The organism is Priestia sp. YIM B13489, assembly GCF_042787645.1.
Taxonomy (GTDB): domain Bacteria; phylum Bacillota; class Bacilli; order Bacillales; family Bacillaceae_H; genus Priestia; species Priestia megaterium.
Genome location: NZ_JBHZOQ010000053.1, coordinates 4633248 through 4658225 on the forward strand (window position 1 = coordinate 4633248; position 24978 = coordinate 4658225).

Sequence of the window (24978 nt, forward strand, 5' to 3'; positions counted from 1 at the left end):
CCTCCATATTTTTACAAAATCCGCGCACAAGAAAGAAAAGTATATGGAGCACCAGGCCCCATATACCCTTTGTCACAATTGATGTTACTTACTCAAAATGAGCCCACTTAATCTGAATGTCTCCAAGTCCAGACATCACAACATCTTTCAGCTGCTTGTCTTGTACCCAAGCGTTTGTGTAGAAGTAGATTGGTGCCACTGGCATTTCATCCATAAAGATACCTTCTGCTTTTTTCAACATTTCCAGACGTTTTTTAGGATCTGTTTCTTTTTGAGAGTCAATTAATAACTTTTTATATTCTGGGTTTTCCCAGTTTGTATCATTATTTCCGCCTTTTTTATCACGGAACAATTCTAAGAAGTTGATTGGGTCGTTAAAATCTCCTAACCAGCCCATACGTCCAACTTGATAATCTCCTTGGTGTAACTTTTCAATGTAAACAGCCCACTCAGAGTTGTCTAACTGTACTTTAATGCCAAGGTTTTTCTTCCACATATCTTGAACAGCTTGTGCAATTTTTGCATGTTTTTCATCCGTGTTGTATGAAACCTTAATTGCTGGTAGTTCTGAAGCATCTTTAAGGCCCATTTCTTTCAAGCCTTTTTCTAAATATTCTTTTGCTTTTTTCACATCATTGTCTTTGAAGTAACCTTTTTTGTTATCTTCAAACATTGTTGGTGGTACAGCCGCCATCGCTGGAACTGAACCGTCTTTTGTAATTTGTTCTGTAATACCTTTACGATCAATTGCATAAGCTAATGCTTTACGAATGTTCACGTTGTCTAAAGGTTTTTGTTCTGTATTAAACTTGTACCAGTAAGTACCTGCAATCTCTTGAATGTTTAATGAACCGTCTTTCTTTAATTCAGGAAGTGCATCAGCTGGTAATTGACCAGTAGGCATACCCGCCCAGTCTAATTCACCGTTTTTGAACATTGAAAGTTCAGTGTTGTTATCATTGATCATGTACATTTCAACTTTTTTAAGTTTTACAGCATCTTTATCCCAATAGTTTTCATTAGGAACTAACTCGATTTTGTCATTATGTTTCCAAGCTTTAAGCTTGAAAGGACCGTTTGACGTATAGTTTTCGCCTGCATTTGTGTACCATTTTTCATTTGATTCAGCAATTTTCGTATTCACTGGGAAGTACGTATAGAAAGCTGTTAATTCTAAGAAATATGGCGTTGGGTTTTCTAATGTTACTTCAAGCGTTTTATCATCTGTTGCTTTAACCGCAACATCATCTAATGAACCTTTTCCTTCATTAGCAGCTTGTGCATTTTTAACATAGTATAATTGATATGCATATTGAGATTCGTTTTTAGGATCTAACGCCCATTTCCATGCATATTCGAAATCTTTTGCTGTTACAGGGTCACCATTTGACCATTTTGCATCGTCGCGAATTGTAAACGTATATTTAGTTTGATCATCGCTGACCTTCACATCTTTCGCCATTGCATTTTCAGGTTTTCCATCTTTACCGATACGAGTTAAACCCTCAAATGTTTGTAATAATACGTTTGATGACGTTGAATCATTAGCTAAGCCTGGGTTTAATGAAAAAGGCTCAGTTTTAATGTTTACGCGAAGCTCTTGCTCTTTTTTCTTTTCGCCGCCATCACTGCTAGCATTTTCACTGCCACCAGATTCTTTGTTAAATCCACATGCAGCTAAAAACAAGCTCATTACAAGCAGCAAACTGAAAAGAATCGACAACCTTTTCTTCATTGCGTGTTACCCCCTATTAAATTTTGTTTGTGTGGCAACCATATTTTTTTGATATGTACTAATTTCTTAATCCTCTTTCAATACAAAATAATCAGTTATTTTTTCACGTAGTAGAGCATTAAAGACCTCACTGCAAAATTATTCTTCTACTCTATGAAACTGTCATCAATTGTTTACATGCTGTAAATCCAATGTATGCGCTTAATATGTAGAAGACTCATTCATTACAAAATTCGCTAATTGAAACAAAACATTGTCTATTTTGTGTTTTCTGAAAAATTAAGAAATTGTAATACCTTTGTAAAAAATATGTTTGTTACGCCTATTATAAATATTTTAAAAATTTATTGCAATACTATTATTTAATGGTATTTTTTTGTCATGAGGGAAAAAACCTTATCTTATAAGGATTGTGCCTACTTGTCAGACTTCTAAAATCTTTTTTGTAGTATAGGTATTACGATAGTATTACAAAGCCATTAGAAATATTAAATAAAAGATTTTTACCAAATCCTCCACCAAATTTTCATTAAGAAATGCTTTAATTAAAAGGTTCTTGTCTTTTTTTGCCGCTGAAAAATTCCAGTAAATTGTCTTATAAAACTTTTTAGCGATAAGATGTTTAAATTCCTGCTTTTTCGCGTTATAATAACGAATAACTATATAATTAAAGCTGTGAAAAAGAGTAGTATGCAGAATTTTCATTTTTAGAGAGTTTGTGGCTGGTGAGAACAAACATTGAAACCTGCAGAATGGACTTTGGAGCTTTCAAGTGCAAAGCTTGAACGTTGACCTCAACGTTACATGAATAAAGATAGTTCACAATTATGTGTGCTAATTAGGGTGGCAACGCGGTCCATTCGCCCCTAGCTTATGCTAGGAGCGGATGGGCCTTTTTATGTTGTATCCGTAAATTAGCATCATATATGTGCAGATGAAAGGAAGATTTGATGAAAACAATTTTTTCAGGTATTCAACCAAGCGGTACAATCACTTTAGGTAACTACATTGGAGCGATGAAGCAATTTGTTGAACTTCAACATGACTATAACTGTCATTTTTGTATTGTAGATCAGCATGCAATTACAACGCCTCAAGATCGTTTAGCACTTCGTAAAAACATTCGAGGCCTTGCTGCTCTGTATGTAGCGGTAGGAATTGATCCAGCAAAATCGACTTTATTTATTCAATCGGAAGTGCCTGCCCACACAGAAGCGGGATGGATGTTACAGTGCGTAGCGTATATCGGTGAACTTGAACGTATGACTCAGTTTAAAGATAAGTCCGCTGGAAAAGAAGCAGTATCAGCAGGATTACTAACTTATCCTCCATTAATGGCAGCGGATATTCTTTTATACAACACCGATTTGGTTCCAGTTGGTGAAGATCAAAAGCAGCATTTAGAATTAACGCGTGACTTAGCTGAGCGCTTTAACAAAAAATACAATGATATCTTCACTATTCCTGAAGTACGTATTCCAAAAGTGGGCGCACGCGTCATGTCTCTTCAAGATCCTACGAAAAAAATGAGCAAGTCCGATCCAAACCAAAAAGCTTTCATTACGCTTTTGGATGACGCTAAAACAATTGAAAAGAAAATCAAAAGTGCCGTAACGGATTCAGAAGGTATTGTTCGCTACGATAAAGAAAATAAGCCAGGTATTTCAAACTTATTAAGTATTTATTCAATCCTAGCCAATAAATCGATCGAAGACATTGAAGCGATGTACGAAGGCAAAGGTTATGGTGACTTTAAAGCTGACACAGCCAAAGTGGTAGCTGAAGCACTTGCTCCAATTCAAAAAAGATATTATGAATTAGTTGATTCTAGCGAGCTAGATGATATTTTAGATCAAGGTGCCGATAAAGCAAATGCAACGGCTAATAAAATGCTTCGCAAAATGCGAAACGCAATGGGAATTGGCCGTAAACGTTAAAAAAAACGACTGCTATGCAGTCGTTTTTTTTAATTAACTTTTGGCTCTTGTTCAATTTCCCAAAGTTTTTCAAAGAAAGGTTGTCCTTTTACTAAGCGCTCGCATAATAATTTATGCTTCGGTGACCACCCTGACTTCGTTTCATCGTATAGCTGACTCCACACGTCTTGAAACGGCATCTCTTGAATGTCTTCGTACTTCGTTGGATTCCACTCCGTGTACCAGTAGCGGATTTGAGCTGTATTTTTTGTTGTATGTAGCTGATCAAGTGCCATAAATAACAGCTGTTTTAGCTGACGTTCTTTACGTGTTAGTCCTCTCATCGTTTCAGGAGACGGTGAAAGAATATGATGCTCTTTTTTATTCAGCTCGTCTTCACTGAACTTATATTCTAGCTCTTCTTGATCCGCAATCATCTCATAGACTAACTGTTCCTGTCTTGGAATTAAGCGGCTTTTTCGAATTGGAATATGATATCCCATCGTATCAATTGCTAAAATATTCGTTCCATCTGTAACAATAAAACAATATTCAACCTGCGTGCGTTCATGATTTTTCCGAATGTATGCTTTCTGATAGACATCTTGTAGTAGTTGTTGAGGTAGCTCGGAAAGATCATTTTCAATGTAATGAAATAAAAGCGGATTTACTTTTAATAACGGTGCTTGATCGAGCAGTTCTACACAATCGTCTTTTCTCCACTCATGGAAATGACACACATTATAACCGTTTTCTTCGCCTTCAAACCAATTAACCCATACATCATGAAGATATAGCATAATTTACCCCTCACTTACTATCTGTTTGTTATCCATCAGTATAGGCAGAGAAAGGAATTTTTATTCCAAATGATGTTATTTTTCTAAAAATTAATTGTAAAATGCCTTCGTTTTTGGCTATTATTCAAATGCACTTGTTTCGAAGCTCAGATATAACGCCAGTGCTAATGATTGCTAAAGGCTTCATGAGCTATATTCACACCTATAAGCAAAAAAAATCCGAGTTTCTTCTATAGTAATAGGTTTGTCAGGAGGTCTGACAAACCTAAAAAAATCTATCACACTTTTGTGATAGATTTTTAACGAAGAGATTTGGGATTCAAAGCATCTTTTAATCCTTCACCAATGAAGTTGATAGCTAGGATCGTAAATGTAATAGCTAAACCTGGCGGAACCCACATCCAAGGCTTATTCTGCAGCACATCTGATTCCCTTGCTTCTGTCAGCATATTCCCCCAGCTTGGCGTATCAGCCGGCACGCCAAAACCGATAAAGCTAATCGCTGACTCAAACACAATAAGGATCGCCATCTGCAAACTGGCTTGAACCACAATTGTTGAAAACACATTTGGCAGCAAATGTTTAAAGATGATTTTAAATGGGCTGCACCCAATCGAAACGGCTGAAAGCACATATTCATTTTCTTTTTCAGCCAAGATTTTGCTTCGAACCAGCCGGGCCGTACTTCCCCAGCTTAAGAAACTAACAACTAGGATGAGCGTCCAAACGCCTGAGATCTTTCCAATTAGGATTGTATTTAACACTACAACGAAAACAATTAGCGGAAAGTTTAATACAAAGTCTGTAAAACGCATTAAGAATTGATCCACTTTGCCTCCGTAATAACCCGCAATCGAACCAATAAAAGTTCCGATTAAAATAACGAGTGTTGTACAAGCAACTCCAATCAGTAACGAAGTTCTTCCTCCATACAATGTACGTGCAAATACGTCTCGTCCATTTGTATCCGTTCCAAACCAATGCTCACTAGAAGGCGCTGCATTCATCGCCATATAGTCGATACGTGTAATATCTGCTTTTGTAAGCAGCGGTGCAAAAATGGCAAGAAGCGTAATCACAATCATGAAAGCTAAACTTATCATGGCTAGTTTATTTTTAACAAACTTCTTTCGCGCAATCGCCCATGGAGAAAGGTTTTTAGGAGCTTTCATATTCACTTCTGGCTGTACATCTTTTTTCGTTACAATTTCCATACTTTCTCCTCCTAATCCAAACGAATACGCGGATCTGCTACGCCGTATAACAAATCAGCAACCAGATTCCCAACCAGTGTTAAAATTGAAAACAACATTGTAAGCGACATCATAACTGAGTAGTCACGAGTTGCTACAGAGTCAACAAACAATTTTCCAATTCCTGGATACGTAAAGATCGTCTCTGTAATGATAGAACCGCTAATGATTGTTACAAGATCAAATCCTAAAAACGTAATAAGCGGAATCATTGAGTTGCGTAAGATATGAACATTATAAATTTTAGATTCTTTTGTCCCTTTTGCTCTAGCAGTGCGCACAAAATCTTTGCGACTGTTTTCAATAATATCATTGCGCAAAAACTGGGTATACTGCGCGGTCGACATCAAGCCAAGAATCAGCGCGGGTAATATAACGTGATGAATTCTACTTTGAATAAATTCCCATGATCCCTCTTTCAATCCTACTTCAACAGAACCGCTAAACGGAAACCAACCTAACTGAAAGGAAAATAAATAAATGCCTACGATCCCTGCAATAAACGATGGAACCGCTAATGCAAAGTAATTATATCCTGCAATAAAGTTATCTGCTAAGGTATACGGTTTTCTTCCTGCGTACATACCTAAAATAAATGCAAACACATACGTAATCAAAAGCGAAGTCAAAGCTAAAAAGATAGTATTAGGCATACGCTCTAAAATAATATCTAATGTCGGTAACTTATGAGTTGTTGACTTTCCTAAATCTCCTTGTGCCACTCCCTTTACCCAGTTCCAATATTGAACGTAGATAGGATCGTTATATCCTAGCTTATCACGCATTTCCTCAATGTATTTTGGATCTGTATTACTAGGGTTGATTTCTCCCCCAAAAGGGTCCCCTGGCATCATTTTTGCCAGGGAAAACACAACAAAGGAGATCAGAATCAACATTGGAATCATCCCTAAAATACGTCTTAGTGAGTATTGCAGCATGGTTGACTCTCCTTTACATGTAAAATACTTATTCCGTTACAGACCATTTCTCCGGATCTACAACTACCGTTGATGGATCTAGAGTTACGTTTTTCACACGCTTATTCACAGCATAAATATTGATATTTTCCCATAAAGGAAGTGCTGGCAGCTGCTCATTAAAGAATTTTTGCCATTTTACATATACATCTTTACGGTATTTATCATCAAATGATTTTTCACTCAAACCGTCTTTAAGCATTTCATCAGATTCCTTATTTACCCAACGGCCATAGTTCCATTCAGCATCAGAGCTCCATAATCCTGTAGGATCTGGATCGGAACCAGTGTCCCAAGAACCAAAGAATGCTTCTAACGCCTTATCGTCGTTATCTTTCATTTCATTGTACAAGTTAAATTCAACAAGTGAACCCGTTGCTAATTTTGTTTTAATACCAATATCATTCCATGCTTGCATAATAGCCTTCGCACGACCCTCGAAGTTGGCTGGACCAGCATAGTGACCGAATGAAATCGTAAATGGTTTTCCGTTTGGATCTTCTACAAAACCGTCATTATTCTTGTCTTTATAACCAGCTTCAGCTAATAATTTTTTAGCTTTTTCAGGACTATACTTGTACTTTGTTAAATCTTTTTGGTCAGCAGCAATCCAGAATACAGACGGAATAACTGTGTTAGAAACAACCGCTTTGTCGTTCATAAATGCTTTTACCATTGCTTTTCTATCTATTGCATAAAGCAATGCTTGACGAAGTTTTAGATCTTTGAACTTTTCGTAATCATCTACGTTTTTACCAGCTTTTTGATCACGATGTCCAAATCGTAGACCAATATACGAATAACTAGTTGATTTCCCTTCCAAAAAGTCTAAGTTTTCTGCTTTTTCAACTTGCCCTAGATCAGCTGGGCGAACATCCATAATGTCGACATCGCCTTTTTTCAATGCTCCGGCGGAAACAGATGGATCCAGTACTTTTACAACAACACCATCAAGGTGAGGTTTACCTTTCCAATAATCATCATTACGTTCCATTTGGACATATTCACTTGCTACTACTTTTTTCACTTTAAACGGTCCAACACCAATAGGCTCTTTACGAACTTGTTTGGACTCTGCAAGATCTTTTACAGCAATTCCTTCGTAATACTTTTTCGGCATTGGATACGGCCATAGATTGTCTAAGTTATTTACACGAACTTCTTTAAACGTTACTTTAAATGTTTGTGGATCTACTACTTCAACTCCGGAAATAGAATCCGCTTTGCCGTCGTGATATTCTTGAGCGCCTTTAATGTGCTCAACGTTTACATAGCGTGGACCTGTATAGTCTTTATCAGCAATCGTTTCATACGTATATTTAAAATCATCTGCAGTTAATGGATCTCCGTTATGCCACTTAATCCCCTTTTTTAATTTAAACGTGTAAGTTAGTTTATCACCACTCACGTCCCAAGTAGCTAAGTCAGATTTAATTTTTAATTTCTTATCATAAGTAAAGAGACCTTCATTGATAAATTCCAATATTTGGCTATCATATGCACTACCATACAATGCGTACTCAAAAAGCCCTTCCGGCGCTCCGTCAATCCCATACGTAATCGTTCCGCCATCTTTTGGCTTGTCTGTTTTTGCACCTTCAGTTTTTGTTTCTCCGCCTTCTTTATTACTAGAAGATGAAGAACTGCTTCCACCGCTGCATGCCGCTAGAAAAAGCGATAGCACAAGCAAAATGGAAACAAGTGATAAAAACGATTTCTTTTTCATCATGACGTTCCCCCTATTTAACTAATAATCTGTTCGTATGTAGCTTTTACGAGTTATATAAATGGCAAGCTACTTGATGGCCAGGTCTCACCTCCTTTAAGGCAGGTTTCGTTTGGCTGCACTCCGCCATTGCATGTATACAGCGAGGATGAAACGCACAGCCTTTTGGCGGATCAATTGGACTTGGTACATCTCCCTGTAAAATAATACGCTGTTTTTTCTTTCGCGGATCTGGTTCAGGTATAGCCGATACAAGCGCTTTCGTATAAGGGTGCAATGGCTCTGCGTACAGACTTTTCTTATCAGCAATTTCCACTAAACCGCCTAGGTACATAACACCGATACGGTCACTCATATGTTTAACAACACTCAAATCATGGGCAATAAATAAAAAGGTTAGGTCGAATTCTTGTTGAAGTTCTTTTAGAAGGTTTAAAACTTGTGATTGGACAGAAACGTCGAGTGCCGATACCGGTTCATCAGCAATAATAAGTTTTGGACGAAGTGCAAGTGCACGTGCAATTCCAATCCGCTGACGCTGTCCACCGGAAAATTCGTGAGGATATTTATAGTATGCATCTTCCGGTAACCCTACTTTTGTAAGTAGATTCATAACTTCTGATTTTAATTGATTGGTTGATTTTCCTGTAAAATTCCGAATTGGTTCAGAAATAACATCTCCAACCATTTGCATTGGATTGAGGGAAGCATAGGGATCTTGAAAAACCATTTGAAAATCTTGTCTAATTTTACGGAGAGAAGTTCCTTTTGCTTCTGTGATATCTTTACCATCGAAAATAATTTTTCCGCTAGTTGGTTCCAACAGTCTTAGAATTGTTCTTCCTGCCGTGGATTTTCCACAGCCAGATTCTCCTACTAGACCGAGCGTTTCTCCTTTTCGAATAGCAAAAGAAATACCGTCAACTGCTTTTACATCACCAATTTTCTTTCGAAAAAATCCGCCGTGAATAGGATAGTAGGTTTTTAAATGCTGAACTTCTAGCAATACATCTTTCACTGCTTTAGTCATTAGCTTGTCTTCACTCCTTTTGACGGATAGCTATTTTTATACAGCAGACATGCGACATCATGCCCCTGTGAATCCTGGCGAAGAACAGGCGTAACGGAACTGCAGTCTTCCATTGCATGAGGACATCGGTTAACGAAACGACAGCCTGTCCGCGGCATGTTTACAAGAGAAGGCACAATTCCTTTGATCGTATTTAATACTTCTACATCATCTTCCATGCGTGGAATTGAGTGAAGAAGCGCTTTCGTGTACGGATGTTTTGGCGCATAAAATAACGTATCAACATCTGTATGCTCCACAATTTTCCCGCCATACATGACAATCACTTCATCACACATCTCAGCAACTACTCCTAAATCATGTGTAATCATAATAATAGACATATCATTGCTTTCTTGAATTTCTTTTAGCAATTCTAAAATTTGAGCTTGAACCGTAACATCTAGGGCCGTTGTCGGCTCATCAGCAATTAAAAGTTTAGGCTGACAAGCTACCGCCATGGCAATCATGACACGCTGCCTCATTCCTCCTGACAGCTGATGCGGATATTCATCGATGAGCTTTTCGGATCTCGAAATACCAACGCTTTTTAAAAGCGCAATGCTTTTTTCACGCGCTTCCGCTTTCGATATATTCATATGGTTAAACAATACTTCCTGCAGCTGATACCCAATGGTTAACACAGGATTAAGGGATGTCATCGGTTCTTGGAAAATCATTGAGATGTCTTTCCCCCGAACGTCATTCATCTCATCTTCTGATAAGTGCGTAAGATTCTTTCCGTTAAATAAAACGCTTCCGCTTCTAATTTGACTATTTACTTTAGGTAATAGCCCAATGACGGATAAAGACAATACGCTTTTTCCACAGCCAGATTCTCCTACAACCCCTATAATTCGCTTTCGTCCGACTTGAAACGACACGTCGTCCACAGCATTATGCCAGGAATCATTAATGGAAAAAGCAGTTTGTAAATTTTTCACTTCTAGTAAAGGTGTTGATTCGACGGGCTTTTTATCCATTTATAATGCACACCTCATTTTTCTAAAAATTGTTATATTTGAATAAGATATTATTACAATTTCATTACAAAATCAATATATTTTGAAAATTAATTATATTTTTTATTTTTAAAATAATGATTTCTGAATATCTCTTCGGCACTTTAACGCATAAACCTCCTAATTTTTTGTTGAAAATAGGATAAAATTTACTATTTTTAACTTTAGGTATATAGAACTTGTTTTTTTACAGTTGGAACGCAGATTTTTTTAAGATAGTATTGGTGCTAAGAGGAAGCAGCTCGGTAGTAGTTAAAGTGTGAGGCTTCATACATGAAGTAACAAGGTGATAACCAATATTGTAGCCCATCATTTCTGGATACCAATTTTGGCCGAATAACAGTTGATCATATTTCTTTTCGTCGGCGCGGAGATTGTAATAAGGTTTAACATGCTTTTCCCACATTTTTTTAGCTTCTTCAATGGTATAATAATTTGTCCACGGAGCTAAATATTTTTTACCACAATACTCCTCTACAGCTCTTTCAGCTAACCCTTCCATCATCATAGCGTCTAACAAAGTAATCGTTTCATCAGATTTATTAATGGCTTTTAGCCTGCAAACGTGATGGTATTCATGGGTAAGCACCGCTAACATTTCTTCATCGGATGTATGACTTGTCATAAACACAAATAATTTATCGGTAAAAGCGACACCTGCTCTTCCATTAAATTCACGCTGCATTTTTCGATTTCTAGGATTGCTTGGAAGCACTAGCACCGCTACATCGGGCCCATTCCATGCTTTTTTAAGCTTCTCATAATGTGCTTTAACTTTCTTCCAAACCTGTCTTTTCTTCATTTCTTCTAATTCTTTTATAAACATTAAAGAAGGCGGACACATTCCATAGTTAAAAAGTAATTCCATATATTCTTTTTCTTTTAATTTCTTAAAATAGCGCGCAAGATAACGGCTTATTTCTTTCGGCTCCGTCCAAGTAGAAGTTGAAACAATCGGCATGTTTTCCCCTCACTTTCTTCTTCCTTTTGTTTCATGATATGTTCACAGCTACTCTTTTGGTTATTAAAAATAAAAAAAATTCTAGGCATCAGCCTAGAATTTTTCATTATGCTTCGTATTTTTTAAAGATGATTGTTGCATTGTGACCGCCAAATCCAAGTGAGTTGCTTAGCACCGCTTTTACTTCTTGCTTACGCGCTTTGTTTGGAATGTAGTCTAAATCACACTCTTCATCAGGTGTTTGATAGTTAATTGTTGGAGGAAGAATACCGTCTTGAATTGCCTTCACACTAAAAATAGCTTCTACTCCGCCAGCAGCTCCTAACAAGTGTCCAGTCATTGACTTTGTTGAACTAATTGCTACTTTTTGAGCGTGGTCGCCAAATACTTCTTTAATGGCCATTGTTTCAAATTTATCATTGTATCCTGTACTTGTACCGTGAGCATTGATGTAATCAATATCACTTGGCTGTAGGCCTGCATCTTCAATGGCATGACGCATTGCACGAACGCCGCCTTCTCCTCCTGGAGCTGGCGCTGTGATATGGTGAGCATCTCCTGTTGAACCATAACCCACAATTTCAGCATAAATACGTGCACCGCGCGCTAGTGCATGTTCAAGCTCTTCAAGCACAATAACACCCGCACCTTCTCCCATAACGAAGCCGTCGCGGTCTTTATCAAACGGACGAGATGCTGTTGCAGGATCTGGATTTGTAGAAAGTGCTTTATTCGCACAGAAACCAGCAATAGATAAACGCGTGATTGGCGCTTCCGTACCGCCCGTCACCATCACGTCTGCATCTCCGCGTTGAATGACTTTAAACGCATCACCAATAGAGTTTGTACCTGTTGCACATGCCGTTACCGTACAAGAGTTCACGCCTTTGGCCCCTAAAGCAATAGAAACTTGTCCTGTTGCCATATCAGGAATCATCATCGGAATGAAGAATGGACTTACGCGGCGGGCACCTTTTTCTAATAACGTTGAATATTGGTTTTCAAACGTTTCCATACCGCCAATTCCAGAACCAATCCAAACGCCGACGTTTGGAGCAATTTCTTCTGTAATAGTCAAATCCGCATCTTTAACAGCCGCCAATGCAGCTACCATTGCATATTGAGTAAAGCGATCCATCTTACGAGCCTCTTTGCGGTCAATAAAATCTTCCACGTTAAAATCTTTTACTTCAGCCGCTACTTTAGCCGGGAATTCATCTGCATCTAGTCTTGTTAAAGGACCAACGCCAGACACGCCTGCTACTGCGTTTTTCCAAGCTGTTTCTACGTCATTTCCAATTGGTGTAAGCCCACCAAGTCCTGTTACAACTACACGTTTTTTATTCATCGTACATTCATCTCCTTCAGTTGCTTTAAAAATGTAGTGTTATTTTCCCCATCTAATAGCAATAGCTCCCCATGTTAAGCCGCCTCCGAAGCCAACCATTACAATTAAATCATCATCTTGAATTTTCCCTGCTTCAAGCTCATGAACAATTGAAATTGGAATCGATGCTGCTGATGTATTGCCGTAGTACTGGATTGTTTTAGACATTTTTTCTTCAGGCAAGTCTAATCGCTGTCTTGCAGCTTCCATAATACGAATATTCGCTTGATGAGGTACGAGAAAATCAACATCCTCTTTTGTTAAACCTGCTTTTTCAATTACATTAACAGCAGATTCCCCCATTTGTCGAACAGCAAACTTAAATACTTCACGTCCGTTCATGACAATATGATCAAGCTCGTTTTGATACAAGTGCTTACCTCCCGTACCGTCGGACCCTAGTTCAAAGGATAAAATACCTCGTCCTTCTGATACAGGTCCCATTACAACTGCACCTGCTCCGTCTCCGAATAAAACAGCCGTGTTACGGTCGTCCCAATCTGTAATCTTAGAAAGCTTTTCTACACCGACCACTAATATATGCTTGTAAGCATTGGTTTCAATAAATTGCTTAGCTGTAATCATGCCGTACATAAACCCTGCACATGCGGCACTCACATCGTAAGAAGCTGCTTTTTTTGCTCCCAATTTTTCTTGTAGCATACATGATACTGTAGGAAACGGTTGATCTGGCGTTACCGTAGCAACAATGATCATGTCAATATCTTCTGCCTCGACGTTAGCTTTATGTAAAGCTTCAACTGCTGCTTTATAAGCTAAATCAGATGTGTCCTCGTTATCGGCTGCAATTCGGCGCTCTTGAATACCTGTGCGCGTACGAATCCACTCATCTGATGTATCCATTACTTTTTCAAGATCTAAATTTGTTACAACTTTCTCTGGTACATAACGTCCAATTCCTAGAACACCAGCGTTCATATCAACCTCTCCTTTAAATAAAAGGCTTATATTCCTATAAAACCTATATCCGTCATTTCATTTATCGATTATATAATCAATTATTATGAGTTGGTACTAATTTTACTTCATTTTTTATTTTTTGTCTATATAGGTGTTCGTCCTACTCAGGTATCTATCATGCTACATATAGTAATGATACGGGACCCTCTTACTCTAGTATGGGACATTAGGTAAGAACTTACCCACCATTAAAATAGTGAAAGGAATGAGTATCATGGCAAGAAGACAAAGAAATGAAGGTTTTTCTGATTTTATGTTTGGAGCTGGGCGCAGAAAATCAAAAGAAGAAAGAGAGCGAGAGGAGTGGGAACGATTATTTAAACAAATCGATGAAATTGTACTCGCCGTCGAAGAACTAGCTCCTCTTCTTAAACAGTTTGCCCCTTTAGTCGATTTATTTTCCAAACAAAAATAACAGCTCGGATTCTACCGAGCTGTTTTCTTTAGTTGTTTTCATTTTCAGCTAATGCATCTTGCTTGCCAAGCTCATAGGCATCGTTCATTACTTTTGTTAGTAATGTCAATACCGGCTGTACGTGTTCCATTGATAACTCAACGCCTGTTTCATCTAAGATCTGTTTTGCTTCTGGCAAGTACTTCATTGCAATTTGCATGAATTGCATATTTTGCTCTTCCATAGTGAAATCTCCTTTATTAAAAACATTTATTCCTCCTTATATTAGCGAATCTATTCTATAAGTACAACTTTCTCCTTTTAATGAAGAGGTAAAAAGAATGTTCTCATATGTTTTTTTTGCAGATAAATGCCTTCTTTAGCCGTTACTTTTGAAGAAAAATGCAGCAGTTCTTTCGCTTTCCTGCTGATTTCATATTTTTCTTGAGCCGCTTCTTCCTTCACCTCCATATGAGTAATGTTTGCTCCTGCGCTCCAAGGCTGTAACTTTTCTTCAACTAAATGAACGACTTCATATGAATATGCAGCAGTTTTACAGCGTCTAAGTGCACTGACGGCATCTTCAATATAAATAATAAAATCCGTGCCTTCCATAATGTCAAAAGCCTCTTCGTACCCGGCAATATTTTTGGAATAGCACATTGACAAAGGCTGCCAAGGTCCGTAAAGAGTCGGCGTTCTGACAATTATAATGGGCCATCCATCATCTTTATATTTCTCTATCATTCGCTCAAAATGAACGTATAGCCTTCCTTCACTACTGTCCGGTTCTGGAATCGTTGTTTCTTCAATTTTTCGCTGCTGGTCTCCAAATACGCGCATGGTAGAAACAAACACAAACCGAATGTTGAATTGACGGCATTTGTTAAGCGCTTGAATGAGCACTTGCTGTGCTTTTTGCATTTCTTGTCTTAAAAAATCAGGATGATAAAAATCTCCTCCATCGAAATACGTAAAGTAGACAACATCCGTTTCTGAGGTAATCATATCTAATGACTCTCCAACTTCAGTCGATGCATAATTAGCGTTTCTCCCTAAGAAAAATTTCATCTCTTCCTGCAAATCATCTTCTTCTTTATGAGCAGAATGCGTATACCCTTTTACTTCTGTACCTTCGTCTAAAAAAGCCATACATAAATGAAAACCAATAAAGCGGTTTGCCCCTATTACTACTACATTTCCCATATCGCTTCCTCCAATTCTTCATTCATCATTTATTCAACAAAAAGCTTAAATCCCTATAGTTATAGAGGGCACTCATTCCTTATTTCAAAGAGGTTCATCTGTAAAAGCATCATGAACTCTTTTTTCATTTTATCTCTTATACAAAAAGCCCCTATGATATGTATAATCATAGAAGCTTTGCTTATAACACTTTTTCATGCTGTTTATAAAATTGGAGAAGGGACCGTTCAAACAAATAGTTTTTTTCCGGTAAATAAAGTGAAAGCATAATCGGAGAGTGAAGTTCTTCACGATGTAGTTCATATTTTTTACTGTGTGCAATTGGATAATGAGTAGAGGCATTAGGCGCCGTCCATATCTTCACGGGCAGCGCTGATTTTAATTCTGTAACAGAAGGGTACTCCTTAATTAACTTTGATACTTGCTTCCGCTCCACTTTATAAGCTTGAGTCAAGTCCTTCGTGAATTGTTTATAAAAGAATTTATTGTTTTTTTCATGTTCTGCATGCGTATGAAGATCAATACATGGATTTAGTAAACCAGCTGATCGAACGAACGTATTCCCGTCATTTTCCATTAGCTGCAGCGCTAACAGAGCCCCCATTCCTTCAGCTAAAATATGAATTCGTTTATTTAAAATTTCTTGTTTCATTACTAAATGATAAAGTTGTTTTGCAAGGTGATATGCTTCAGGAGACCCCCAATGCCGCCCATATAAATTGGAATAAAATACTGTGTATCCTTCATCTTGTAAACATTGCAACAGCTGTGACCTTCCGCCATGCTGAATCCATAAGCTAGTTGAACTTTCAACAAAATGATCTTTATCACCCAATACTAACACACCGAAACCATTCGGTCGTTCAGGGACATGTACGACATTCCATTGCGTATCTAAGCTAAAAAAGCGTCGATGTATCATAGCTCTTCCTCCGTAACTTACTAGTTGTTCCATACAGTGTATGATAGAACCATCAAAAAGCGCACTAGAATAATGCCTATTTCTGACTTATTGCTCTTTTGTTTCTGCATGGGAACACGCCCCTTATTTATTCATAAAAAATTCAATTTCTTATTTGACTGCTATATGCTAAAATGAAATCAAACTGTACTGTAAACGAGGTGAATAGAATGCGTGTCGTAATGGCTTTTGTTTGGGGCTTTTTACTAATGAATATGGCAGTGTACGTAATCTCTGCAATGACGGGCGGTACTTACAGTTTCGCAACCGCTTCCATCCTTGGAGTAGTTTTCACGCTAGTTGTAATTTTGATTGGAGAACTGGGTGTACCGAATAAACCAGCAAATAATCATCACTAAAAAGTGTTGGCTGTAAAGCCAGCGCTTTTTTTATCTTTTGACATAAGCTCTTCTCAGCAATTTCTTTCGTTAACTCGTATTCAAAACAAATGACTGAAGCTGTTTTTTACATTTATATACATTCATAATCATTGATTATCCCAACCTTTAACTATATAATTTTAGAATAATCAAACTATTAATTTTAGGAGTGAATACTGCTGTGACTAAAGAAAAAATTGGTTTTATCGGAACAGGCGTTATGGGTCAAAGCATGGCCGGGCATTTAATTGACGCAGGATATGAAGTCCTTGTTTATACGCGAACAAAAACTCGTGCTCAAGCACTACTTGAAAAAGGGGCCAACTGGAAAGAAACCGTTCAAGAAGTGGCCGAACAATCTGATGTTATTATCACCATGGTAGGCTATCCTCACGATGTAAAAGAGATTTATTTAGGTAAAGAAGGCATTATACATAATGCAAAGAAAGGCTGCTATACAATTGATATGACGACATCAAGCCCTATACTTGCTCGTGAGATTTATCAAGCAGCAAAAGAGAAGCACATTCATGCGCTTGACGCTCCTGTTTCAGGAGGCGATATTGGGGCTCAGAAAGCAACATTAGCGATTATGGTAGGAGGCGATTCTGAAGCATTCTCTGCCGTTACGCCTATACTTGAAAAAATGGGGACAAATATCGTTCTTCAAGGAAGCGCTGGTGCTGGTCAACATACAAAAATGTGCAATCAAATTGCTATTGCCTCTAATATGATGGGCGTGTGTGAAGCGATACTCTATGCTGAAAGAGCTGGGTTAGATCCAAACACCGTTTTAAAAAGTATTGAAACAGGAGCAGCTGGAAGCTGGTCGTTAAGCAATTTAGCTCCTCGCATGATTAAAGGAGACTTCGAACCAGGTTTTTATATTAAACACTTTATTAAAGATATGAAAATTGCCATTGAGTCAGCTGAAGAAATGGAGTTGTATACACCAGGGCTAAAGTTAGCAAAATCGCTTTATGAACAGCTCGAAAAACAAGGCGATGATAGTAAAGGGACACAGGCTCTGTACACCCTTTTAAAACAGCATGCCCTAACTGTATAAAAACAGGCAGCTCATTACGAGCTGCCTGTTTTTATTAATGATTTACGCTTCATTTAACGAATTCATAAAACGACTGAATGCGAGCTGCCCTTCAGTGTTTTGTTTAAACACACCTGCATGTTCTAAAATAGTTGCAAAGACCAAACCGAGCTCTTGTTGGAGAATGCTTTGGACATTTTGCTCTTCAATATGTGGATATTTTTTCTTGATTTGTTCCGCCCACTTCACGTGTTTTTGCACTTGATCATGTCTGCTGGCTAACTCGCTCAGGTTATTCTGAACTAACCCTTCGGCCACTAGACTCATTTCGTCTTTCAAACGACCGGGTAAAACCGCAAGCCCCATTACTTCGATTAAACCTATGTTCTCTTTTTTGATATGATGAACTTCTGCATGGGGATGATAAATGCCATCTGGATGTTTGACGTTTGTTCGATTGTTTCGCAGTACTAAATCTAATTCGTACAAATCCCCTCTTTTCCTAGCAATAGGCGTGACCGTGTTGTGAGGAGTTTGATCTGTAAAAGCTAAAATATCAGCACTTTGATCACTATACGATTTCCATTTCCTCAAAATGAAATCCGCTGCTTCTACTAATGGTGCAAGGTGCGAACTTTGAAGACGAACGACCGACATCGGCCAATGAACAATTCCAGCTTTCACGTTTGGATATGCTTTAAGAGAGAACAATTTATTTATTTTTGCTTTAGCCATAGGAAAATCATGATAGCCGCCTTGAAAGTGGTCATGAGTTAAAATAGATCCTCCTACGATGGGTAAATCTGCATTTGACCCTAAAAAATAATGTGGAAATTGTTCAACGAAGGCAAGCAGCCGCTTAAACGTTTGCTTTGAAATATGCATGGGTGTATGTTCACTCGCAAAAACAATGGCATGTTCATTATAATAGACATAAGGTGAAAACTGCATGTACCACAGCTCTTCCTGCAATTCCACAGGAATAATCCGGTGATTTTGACGAGCTGGGTGGTTAATACGACCTGCATAACCAGCATTTTCTTTACATAGAAGACACAGCGGATAGTTGCTTTCCTTCAATGATTTGCTTGCTGCAATTGCTTTTGGATCTTTTTCCGGCTTTGATAAGTTGATAGTAATTTCAAGTTCTCCAAAGTCAGTTTTTGTTACCCACCTTTCGTTTTTAGCAATTCGATCTCTGCGAATATAGTGAATGTCTTTTGACAGCTTATAATAATAGCTTGTGGCTTTTTGGGGGCTTTGCTGATAGTGATCATAAAATGTCCGATTAACCTCTGAAGGCATGCTTGCAAAGCATCCCATTATTTTGGTATCGAATAAATCTCTATACGTGATAGAATTCTCGGCGATTCGATTGTTTTCTGCAGCCCAATCAAGCATGTTGTCTAAAATAGCAGCTGGATGTTCCAGACGTTCTTCTTTGACTTCTACTATAATACATTCGTCGAGCTTTAACACTTCCAGCAGTTTATTTCTCACCACATCTATATCCCATTTTGTTAATAGATTCTTTTGTAAACCATATTGAATAAGTCGGGTGATTTCTTCATGAATGTTGACTGACATACACTCGTTCCTTTCTCTATCTGTTTTCTCTTATACTGCTTCTAATGTGAGTTCACGCGCTCCTTCTCCAACCGTAACCACATAAAATTCAGCTTCTAAACTTGTTTTCTTATAGTAGGCGTCTTTTACTTCCTCAATAAACCTATCAACCTGTGCTTTTTGTACGATACTGATTGTACAGCCGCCAAAGCCTGCACCTGTCATGCGTGATCCAATCACACCTTCTTGCAACCAAGCTGCTTCTACAAGAGCATCTAGTTCTTTCCCGCTTACTTCATAGTCATCTCGCAGTGAGCAGTGCGATTCATTCATCAATTGACCAAACCCTTCTAAATCACCGTTTTGCAATTTAGCAACCGCTTCTTTTGTGCGTTCATTTTCATATACCGCATGTTTAGCGCGCTTACAATCTACTTCGTTTTGTATCAAAAATTTATGCTTTTCAAATTGTTCTTTGGTTAAATCACCAAGCGAATTAATGGAAAGTGACGTTTGTAAATCTGCCAGCGCTCTTTCACACTCCATGCGGCGCTCATTATATTTTGAATCTGCCAGCCCTCTTCGCTTATTTGTGTTAGAAATAACGAGCACAGCATCTGTTAACTGCAGCGGGCTATACTGGTATTCAAGAGTTTGACAGTTTAACAATACGGCTTGATTTTCTTTTCCCATTCCAATTGCAAACTGATCCATAATCCCGCAGCTTACGCCGATAAATTCATTTTCAGCTTGCTGCGCCATTTTTACAAGGTCCATCATATCAATATTCAATTCAAGAATTTTATTTAAAAGTACGCATGTGACTAACTCAATTGATGCCGACGATGAAAGTCCTGCTCCATTAGGAATGTTGCCGAAAAACAAGATATCAAATCCAAAAGGAAGGTCATATCCGTGCTTTTTAAAGGTATCCATTACTCCTTTTGGATAATTAGCCCAATCATCTTCGGTTTTGTACGTTAATTGCTCTAAAGAGGATTCAATAACGCCTGCTTCAGAGAAGTTTTTTGAGTACATACGTATTTTTTGATCATGACGTTTTTGTACTACCGCATACGTTCCTATACTCAATGAACAAGGAAAAACATGCCCTCCATTATAATCAGTATGTTCTCCAATTAAATTGACACGCCCTGGCGCAAAAAAGCAGCGAATAGCTTCTGACGAATGAAATATTTGTTTGAACTCTTCGATTAATTTTCCCAGCATTTATTATCACCTATTTTAAGTAGTTTTTTGGAAACGGATTCATATGTACATTGTAAAGTCCAATTTTCCTTGCCTCAATGGTAAAATTACTATCGATAATCGGTACTTTTTTGCTTATCCCTTTAAAAATGATTCTTTTGAATTGACGATGAACTACTCTTGCGCCAAAAAGGTGTTATCTTTATATGAGCCTTGACTTGCAAATGATAAGAAAATAATAGATTTAGAGACATTCCCTAAAAATAATCACGATATTTTCAAAAAATTATAGAAAAATGAAAGCGATTACGTTAAAGTAAGAATTAAGTACTACTTTATTTCAAAAAGAAGGTGAAAATTTGCTCTCACATTTCCAAGCTCAAGAATATTCAACGTACGCATACAGGTTTTTAGAATCCCGCACAAATGAAGTTGCGCAGCTATGGTCTGTTGGGTGGGATGAAGTTTTCTCTCCCCTTTATAACTGGAGCGGAAATCAGCGAAAAGACGTAGGGAAATATATTTTTCAATACACGGTTTCTGGGTACGGAATGATTGAAATAGATGGACAAGAATATAAAGTGGATGCTGGGAAAGCATTCATCGTCAATATACCTGGAAATTATCGCTATTACTTACCAAAGGAAAGTGAAAACTGGGAGTTTATTTTTCTTACATTATACGGAGATGAAGTACAAAAATGCTGGGATTATATTCAGTCAACCCACTCTCCTGTAATACGGTTTCATCCTGAATCAGCACCTGTTCAGCTGCTTGCTCAAATATATAAGCGGGCAAGCGAAAAACATATAGCAGATCCATTTCATGCCTCAAGCTTATCTTACCGCTTTGTAATGGAGCTGTACCAATATATTAAAAGCATGGACAGTTTTACAGAAGATTGGCCTGAAAGTATCATTAGCTCTATTTTATTTGCCCGTAATCATTATCATGAAGAAATCGGTCCGGATGAAATGGCAGATGCAGCTCATTTATCTCGCTATCATTTTAGCCGGTTATTCAAACAAACAACTGGGATTACGCCGATTCAATATTTAACGAAGCTTCGCATTCAAAAAGCGGCCGAGCTATTGCATCAAACCAAGTACTCAATCGAAGAAATTGCTGAAAACGTCGGTTATGCAAATGCCAATTATTTAACAAAAGTATTTCGCAAAACAACCAATATGACACCCGGGCAGTATCGAAAAAGTGATGCATCCATTGATGAGCACTTTGCATTGCCAAAATAAAAACGACTTCCATAAAAGGAAGTCGTTTTTATTTTTTATCGGGAATTTCTACTACCACAGAACCTTTTTCGTAAATAAAAGTCAATTTTTTACCCGGGATAATCATATTTTCTAAAATATCTCGTGCAGCTTGAAGTGCAAACTCTGTCCGTTCTGCCTTTTCCTGCACTTCTTCATTTTCAGCTTGAAGATCATTTTTATCCAGCGCTCTTATTTTAGTTAATGCCTGATCTATAAAATCGTATGCTTCGTCATATATAAGCTCTATACGGTCCTTCATGTGCTCATTCATGCTCCTTTGCCCATTTTGTATTATCATAAATGAATTAGATATATTCTACAACCTAAAACTGAATAAGTTTTTACGCTTAGCTCTCACGTATTTTCTTTCATTTCTTTTTATTTATTTTAAAAGAAGAGCTGCTTTTAATAGCAAAAAAAGACCATTCAATTTATCATGAATGGTCTTTTTAGGAAACTTATACGCTGACAACAAACTTATCATCTTTTATATCAACTGTCACTTGACTATAATCTTCAATTTGCCCTGCAATTAATTCTCTGGCAATTTTTGTTTCAATATATTTTTGAATAAACCTTTTTAAAGGGCGAGCTCCGTATACCGGATCAAATCCGGAGGCTGCAATATAATTTTTTGCTTCTTCTGTTAACGTTAACGAAATATGACGATCGGATAAACGCTTTTCAAGCTGAACCAATAGCTTATCAATAATCCCTTTTACTTCATGAACAGTTAGCGGTTTGAATAAAATCGTGTCGTCTACTCGATTTAAGAATTCTGGACGAAAATGCTGTCTTAATTGAGCCATCACTTGCTCTCTGGCTTTTTCAGTAATCTCGCCTTCACTTGTTAAACCGTCTAATAAAAATTGAGAACCGATATTCGACGTCATAATAATAACTGTATTTTTAAAATCAATGACTTTTCCTTTTGAATCTGTTGCTCTTCCATCATCTAGTATTTGAAGGAGCACATTAAATACTTCGGGATGGGCTTTTTCAATTTCATCTAACAAAACGACTGAATAAGGCTTGCGTCTCACCGCTTCCGTTAGCTGGCCGCCTTCTTCGTATCCTACATAGCCAGGAGGCGCTCCTATAAGCCTAGAGACCGCATGCTTTTCCATGTACTCAGACATATCAATACGAACCATTTGTTCTTCACTGTCAAATAAAGAATGTGCCAGCGTTTTGGCTAGCTCCGTTTTTCCTACTCCGGTAGGTCCTAGGAAAATAAATGACCCAATCGGACGGTTCGGGTCTTTAATGCCTGCCCGTGCGCGAATCACAGCATCCGTCACTAAGGATACAGCTTCATCTTGCCCAATCACACGCTGCTGTAAAATTGACTCAAGCTTCAACAGCTTTTCTCTTTCCCCTTCAACTAGTTTTGATACCGGAATTCCCGTCCATCTTCCTACAATTTCAGCAATTTCTTCTTCTGTTACTTCTTCTCTTAACAAACGGTTTTCTTGTGCTTTTTCAGCAGCTGTTTCTTCCAGCTGTTTTAGTTCTTTTTCAAGAGCTGGAATGCGTCCGTGGCGAAGTTCAGCTGCTTTATTTAAATCATATTTCCCTTCAGCTTCTTCTAGGTCTCGCTTCGCTTTTTCAAGCTGCTCCCGGACATCTTGCACCGTTTGAATCGACTGCTTTTCTTTTTCCCACTGCAGCTTCATTATATCTGCACGTTCTCTTAAATCAGAGACTTCTTTTCGAATTGCCTCTAACCTTGTGATGCTTGCTTGATCTGTTTCTTTACTTAATGCCGCTTCTTCAATTTCAAGCTGCATGACACGTCGTGTAACTTCATCTAATTCTGATGGCATCGAATCAATTTCTGTTCGAATAGTTGCGCATGCTTCATCAATTAAATCAATTGCTTTATCAGGTAAAAAGCGGTCTGAGATATAACGATCAGACATAACCGCTGCTGAAACAATCGCTCGGTCGTGAATATTCACCCCGTGATGAATTTCAAATCGTTCTTTTAAACCACGTAAAATAGAGATTGTATCTTCTACTGAAGGTTCTTCAACCAGCACCTGTTGAAAGCGTCTTTCAAGCGCTGGATCTTTTTCAATATACTGACGATACTCATCAAGAGTTGTAGCTCCTATACAGTGAAGTTCTCCTCTAGCAAGCATTGGTTTTAAAATATTCCCTGCATCCATCGCTCCATCCGTACGGCCTGCTCCAACGATTGTATGAAGCTCGTCAATGAATAAAAGAATTTGACCGTTGCTTTTCTTAACTTCTTGAAGAACAGCTTTTAAACGCTCTTCAAATTCTCCCCTGAATTTCGCTCCTGCTACTAAAGCTCCCATATCTAATGAAAAGATGGTTTTATCTTTTAATCCTTCAGGCACATCTCGGCGAACAATACGCTGTGCTAGACCTTCAACAATCGCTGTTTTACCAACGCCAGGTTCTCCGATCAAAACTGGATTGTTTTTTGTTTTTCGCGATAAAATGCGGATAACGCGGCGAATTTCTCCGTCTCGTCCAATGACTGGATCAATGTTGCCTGCTCGTACTTCTGCTACTAAGTCTCTTCCATATTTAGCTAACGCTTCATATGTGACTTCGGGATTTTGACTTGTAATTCGCTGATTTCCTCGAAGGCTGGTAAGCACATCTTGCAGAGCTTTTTTTGTTATACCGTGACTTGAAAATAACTTGCCATATTCACTAGAAGACGGTTCCTGTGCTAATGCTAAAAAGATGTGCTCAACTGAAACGTAATCATCTTGCAAACGAGATGCTTCTTCTTGAGCTTTAACAAACAGCTGCTGAAGTTTATTCGTAATATAAACCTTCCCTGCTTCAGCACCACTTCCTGTAACGGCTGGTTTTTTCGCAAGCAATTGATTTACCTGCTGCTGAAAAGATTGATGATCGATATGTAAATGATCTAATATGCGAGGAGCAATACCATCTTGCTGATGAATGAGCGTATAAAGCAAATGAACAATATCTACTTCCTGCTGATTTCGTTTAATAGCTTCAGACTGCGCTTCCATCACGCCTTCTTGCAATTTTTGGGTCATTTTATTTATATCCATTGAACATCCTCCTTCGATACATTTGACCTTTATTGACCTTTATTTCATTATACC

The 24978-nt window shown here is 38.0% G+C and carries 22 protein-coding genes and 1 other annotated feature; of the genes, 5 read left to right on the forward strand and 17 right to left on the reverse strand.

The features are described 5' to 3' along the window. Positions 1-88: 88 nt before the first annotated feature. Complete coding sequence (locus tag ACFX4W_RS29645; RefSeq protein WP_043980478.1) at positions 89-1735, reverse strand: peptide ABC transporter substrate-binding protein; 1647 nt, start codon at positions 1733-1735, stop codon at positions 89-91. Positions 1736-2401: 666 nt separating this feature from the next. After that, positions 2402-2606: a binding site (T-box leader), on the forward strand. A gap of 76 nt (positions 2607-2682) precedes the next feature. Here ACFX4W_RS29645 and trpS point away from each other — a divergent pair. Beyond that, complete coding sequence (trpS, locus tag ACFX4W_RS29650; protein ID WP_116733220.1) at positions 2683-3672, forward strand: tryptophan--tRNA ligase; 990 nt, start codon at positions 2683-2685, stop codon at positions 3670-3672. 29 nt (positions 3673-3701) lie between these two features. Here the strand turns inward: trpS and ACFX4W_RS29655 are convergent, their stop codons facing one another. The 9 genes from ACFX4W_RS29655 to ACFX4W_RS29695 form a co-directional block, all read right to left on the reverse strand. Then, entirely contained in the window at positions 3702-4451 is a 750-nt protein-coding gene (locus ACFX4W_RS29655; protein WP_016763046.1) for a YjbA family protein, read from the reverse strand. Positions 4452-4750: 299 nt separating this feature from the next. Beyond that, a complete protein-coding gene (opp4C, locus tag ACFX4W_RS29660) occupies positions 4751-5665 on the reverse strand; it encodes an oligopeptide ABC transporter permease (RefSeq protein ID WP_043980484.1) in 915 nt (304 codons plus the stop codon). Positions 5666-5676: 11 nt separating this feature from the next. Further along, complete coding sequence (gene opp4B, locus ACFX4W_RS29665; protein ID WP_013055410.1) at positions 5677-6642, reverse strand: oligopeptide ABC transporter permease; 966 nt, start codon at positions 6640-6642, stop codon at positions 5677-5679. Between the two features lie 28 nt (positions 6643-6670). Next, entirely contained in the window at positions 6671-8410 is a 1740-nt protein-coding gene (opp4A, locus tag ACFX4W_RS29670; RefSeq protein ID WP_013055409.1) for an oligopeptide ABC transporter substrate-binding protein, read from the reverse strand. Positions 8411-8453: 43 nt separating this feature from the next. Further along, positions 8454-9437 (reverse strand): ABC transporter ATP-binding protein, encoded by a 984-nt coding sequence (locus ACFX4W_RS29675; protein ID WP_043980486.1) that lies wholly within the window; start codon positions 9435-9437, stop codon positions 8454-8456. Further along, on the reverse strand, positions 9437-10459 hold the full coding sequence (locus ACFX4W_RS29680; RefSeq protein ID WP_028407466.1) for an ABC transporter ATP-binding protein: 1023 nt from the start codon (positions 10457-10459) through the stop codon (positions 9437-9439). Before ACFX4W_RS29680 ends, ACFX4W_RS29675 begins: the two co-directional genes overlap by 1 nt. Before the next feature lie 226 nt (positions 10460-10685). Further along, on the reverse strand, positions 10686-11459 hold the full coding sequence (locus ACFX4W_RS29685; protein WP_060746425.1) for a DUF2268 domain-containing putative Zn-dependent protease: 774 nt from the start codon (positions 11457-11459) through the stop codon (positions 10686-10688). A 106-nt stretch (positions 11460-11565) separates the two neighbouring features. Beyond that, complete coding sequence (fabF, locus tag ACFX4W_RS29690; RefSeq protein ID WP_013055405.1) at positions 11566-12807, reverse strand: beta-ketoacyl-ACP synthase II; 1242 nt, start codon at positions 12805-12807, stop codon at positions 11566-11568. A gap of 39 nt (positions 12808-12846) precedes the next feature. After that, positions 12847-13785 (reverse strand): beta-ketoacyl-ACP synthase III, encoded by a 939-nt coding sequence (locus tag ACFX4W_RS29695; RefSeq protein ID WP_013081747.1) that lies wholly within the window; start codon positions 13783-13785, stop codon positions 12847-12849. 256 nt (positions 13786-14041) lie between these two features. Between ACFX4W_RS29695 and ACFX4W_RS29700 the strand changes: the two genes are divergently transcribed. Further along, on the forward strand, positions 14042-14242 hold the full coding sequence (locus ACFX4W_RS29700; protein ID WP_016763038.1) for a hypothetical protein: 201 nt from the start codon (positions 14042-14044) through the stop codon (positions 14240-14242). A gap of 28 nt (positions 14243-14270) precedes the next feature. Here the strand turns inward: ACFX4W_RS29700 and ACFX4W_RS29705 are convergent, their stop codons facing one another. From ACFX4W_RS29705 to ACFX4W_RS29715, 3 genes are all read right to left on the reverse strand, one after another. Further along, complete coding sequence (locus tag ACFX4W_RS29705) at positions 14271-14465, reverse strand: ComZ family protein (RefSeq protein WP_013081746.1); 195 nt, start codon at positions 14463-14465, stop codon at positions 14271-14273. A 77-nt stretch (positions 14466-14542) separates the two neighbouring features. Then, entirely contained in the window at positions 14543-15427 is an 885-nt protein-coding gene (locus ACFX4W_RS29710; protein WP_016763037.1) for an NAD-dependent epimerase/dehydratase family protein, read from the reverse strand. Positions 15428-15608: 181 nt separating this feature from the next. Next, on the reverse strand, positions 15609-16349 hold the full coding sequence (locus ACFX4W_RS29715; RefSeq protein WP_043980490.1) for a hypothetical protein: 741 nt from the start codon (positions 16347-16349) through the stop codon (positions 15609-15611). A gap of 209 nt (positions 16350-16558) precedes the next feature. Between ACFX4W_RS29715 and ACFX4W_RS29720 the strand changes: the two genes are divergently transcribed. Continuing rightward, a complete protein-coding gene (locus ACFX4W_RS29720) occupies positions 16559-16747 on the forward strand; it encodes a YjzD family protein (protein ID WP_013055400.1) in 189 nt (62 codons plus the stop codon). A gap of 202 nt (positions 16748-16949) precedes the next feature. Beyond that, positions 16950-17834: an NAD(P)-dependent oxidoreductase gene (locus ACFX4W_RS29725; RefSeq protein WP_080781641.1), complete on the forward strand. Its 885-nt coding sequence runs from the start codon at positions 16950-16952 to the stop codon at positions 17832-17834. Positions 17835-17876: 42 nt separating this feature from the next. On the opposite strand, the gene galT is transcribed toward ACFX4W_RS29725, so the two are convergent. Together galT and ACFX4W_RS29735 are read right to left on the reverse strand one after the other, a co-directional pair. After that, on the reverse strand, positions 17877-19400 hold the full coding sequence (gene galT, locus ACFX4W_RS29730) for a UDP-glucose--hexose-1-phosphate uridylyltransferase (RefSeq protein WP_043980492.1): 1524 nt from the start codon (positions 19398-19400) through the stop codon (positions 17877-17879). Between the two features lie 30 nt (positions 19401-19430). Then, positions 19431-20609 carry a galactokinase gene (locus tag ACFX4W_RS29735; protein ID WP_043980494.1) on the reverse strand — a complete coding sequence of 393 codons (1179 nt, stop codon included), beginning with the start codon at positions 20607-20609 and terminating at the stop codon, positions 19431-19433. Positions 20610-20947: 338 nt separating this feature from the next. Between ACFX4W_RS29735 and ACFX4W_RS29740 the strand changes: the two genes are divergently transcribed. Continuing rightward, entirely contained in the window at positions 20948-21841 is an 894-nt protein-coding gene (locus ACFX4W_RS29740; protein WP_013081740.1) for a helix-turn-helix domain-containing protein, read from the forward strand. Between the two features lie 28 nt (positions 21842-21869). Here ACFX4W_RS29740 and ACFX4W_RS29745 read toward each other — a convergent pair whose 3' ends face one another. Beyond that, positions 21870-22121 (reverse strand): hypothetical protein, encoded by a 252-nt coding sequence (locus ACFX4W_RS29745; protein ID WP_014461601.1) that lies wholly within the window; start codon positions 22119-22121, stop codon positions 21870-21872. Between the two features lie 199 nt (positions 22122-22320). Continuing rightward, complete coding sequence (clpB, locus tag ACFX4W_RS29750; protein ID WP_162213618.1) at positions 22321-24924, reverse strand: ATP-dependent chaperone ClpB; 2604 nt, start codon at positions 24922-24924, stop codon at positions 22321-22323. Positions 24925-24978: the final 54 nt, after the last annotated feature.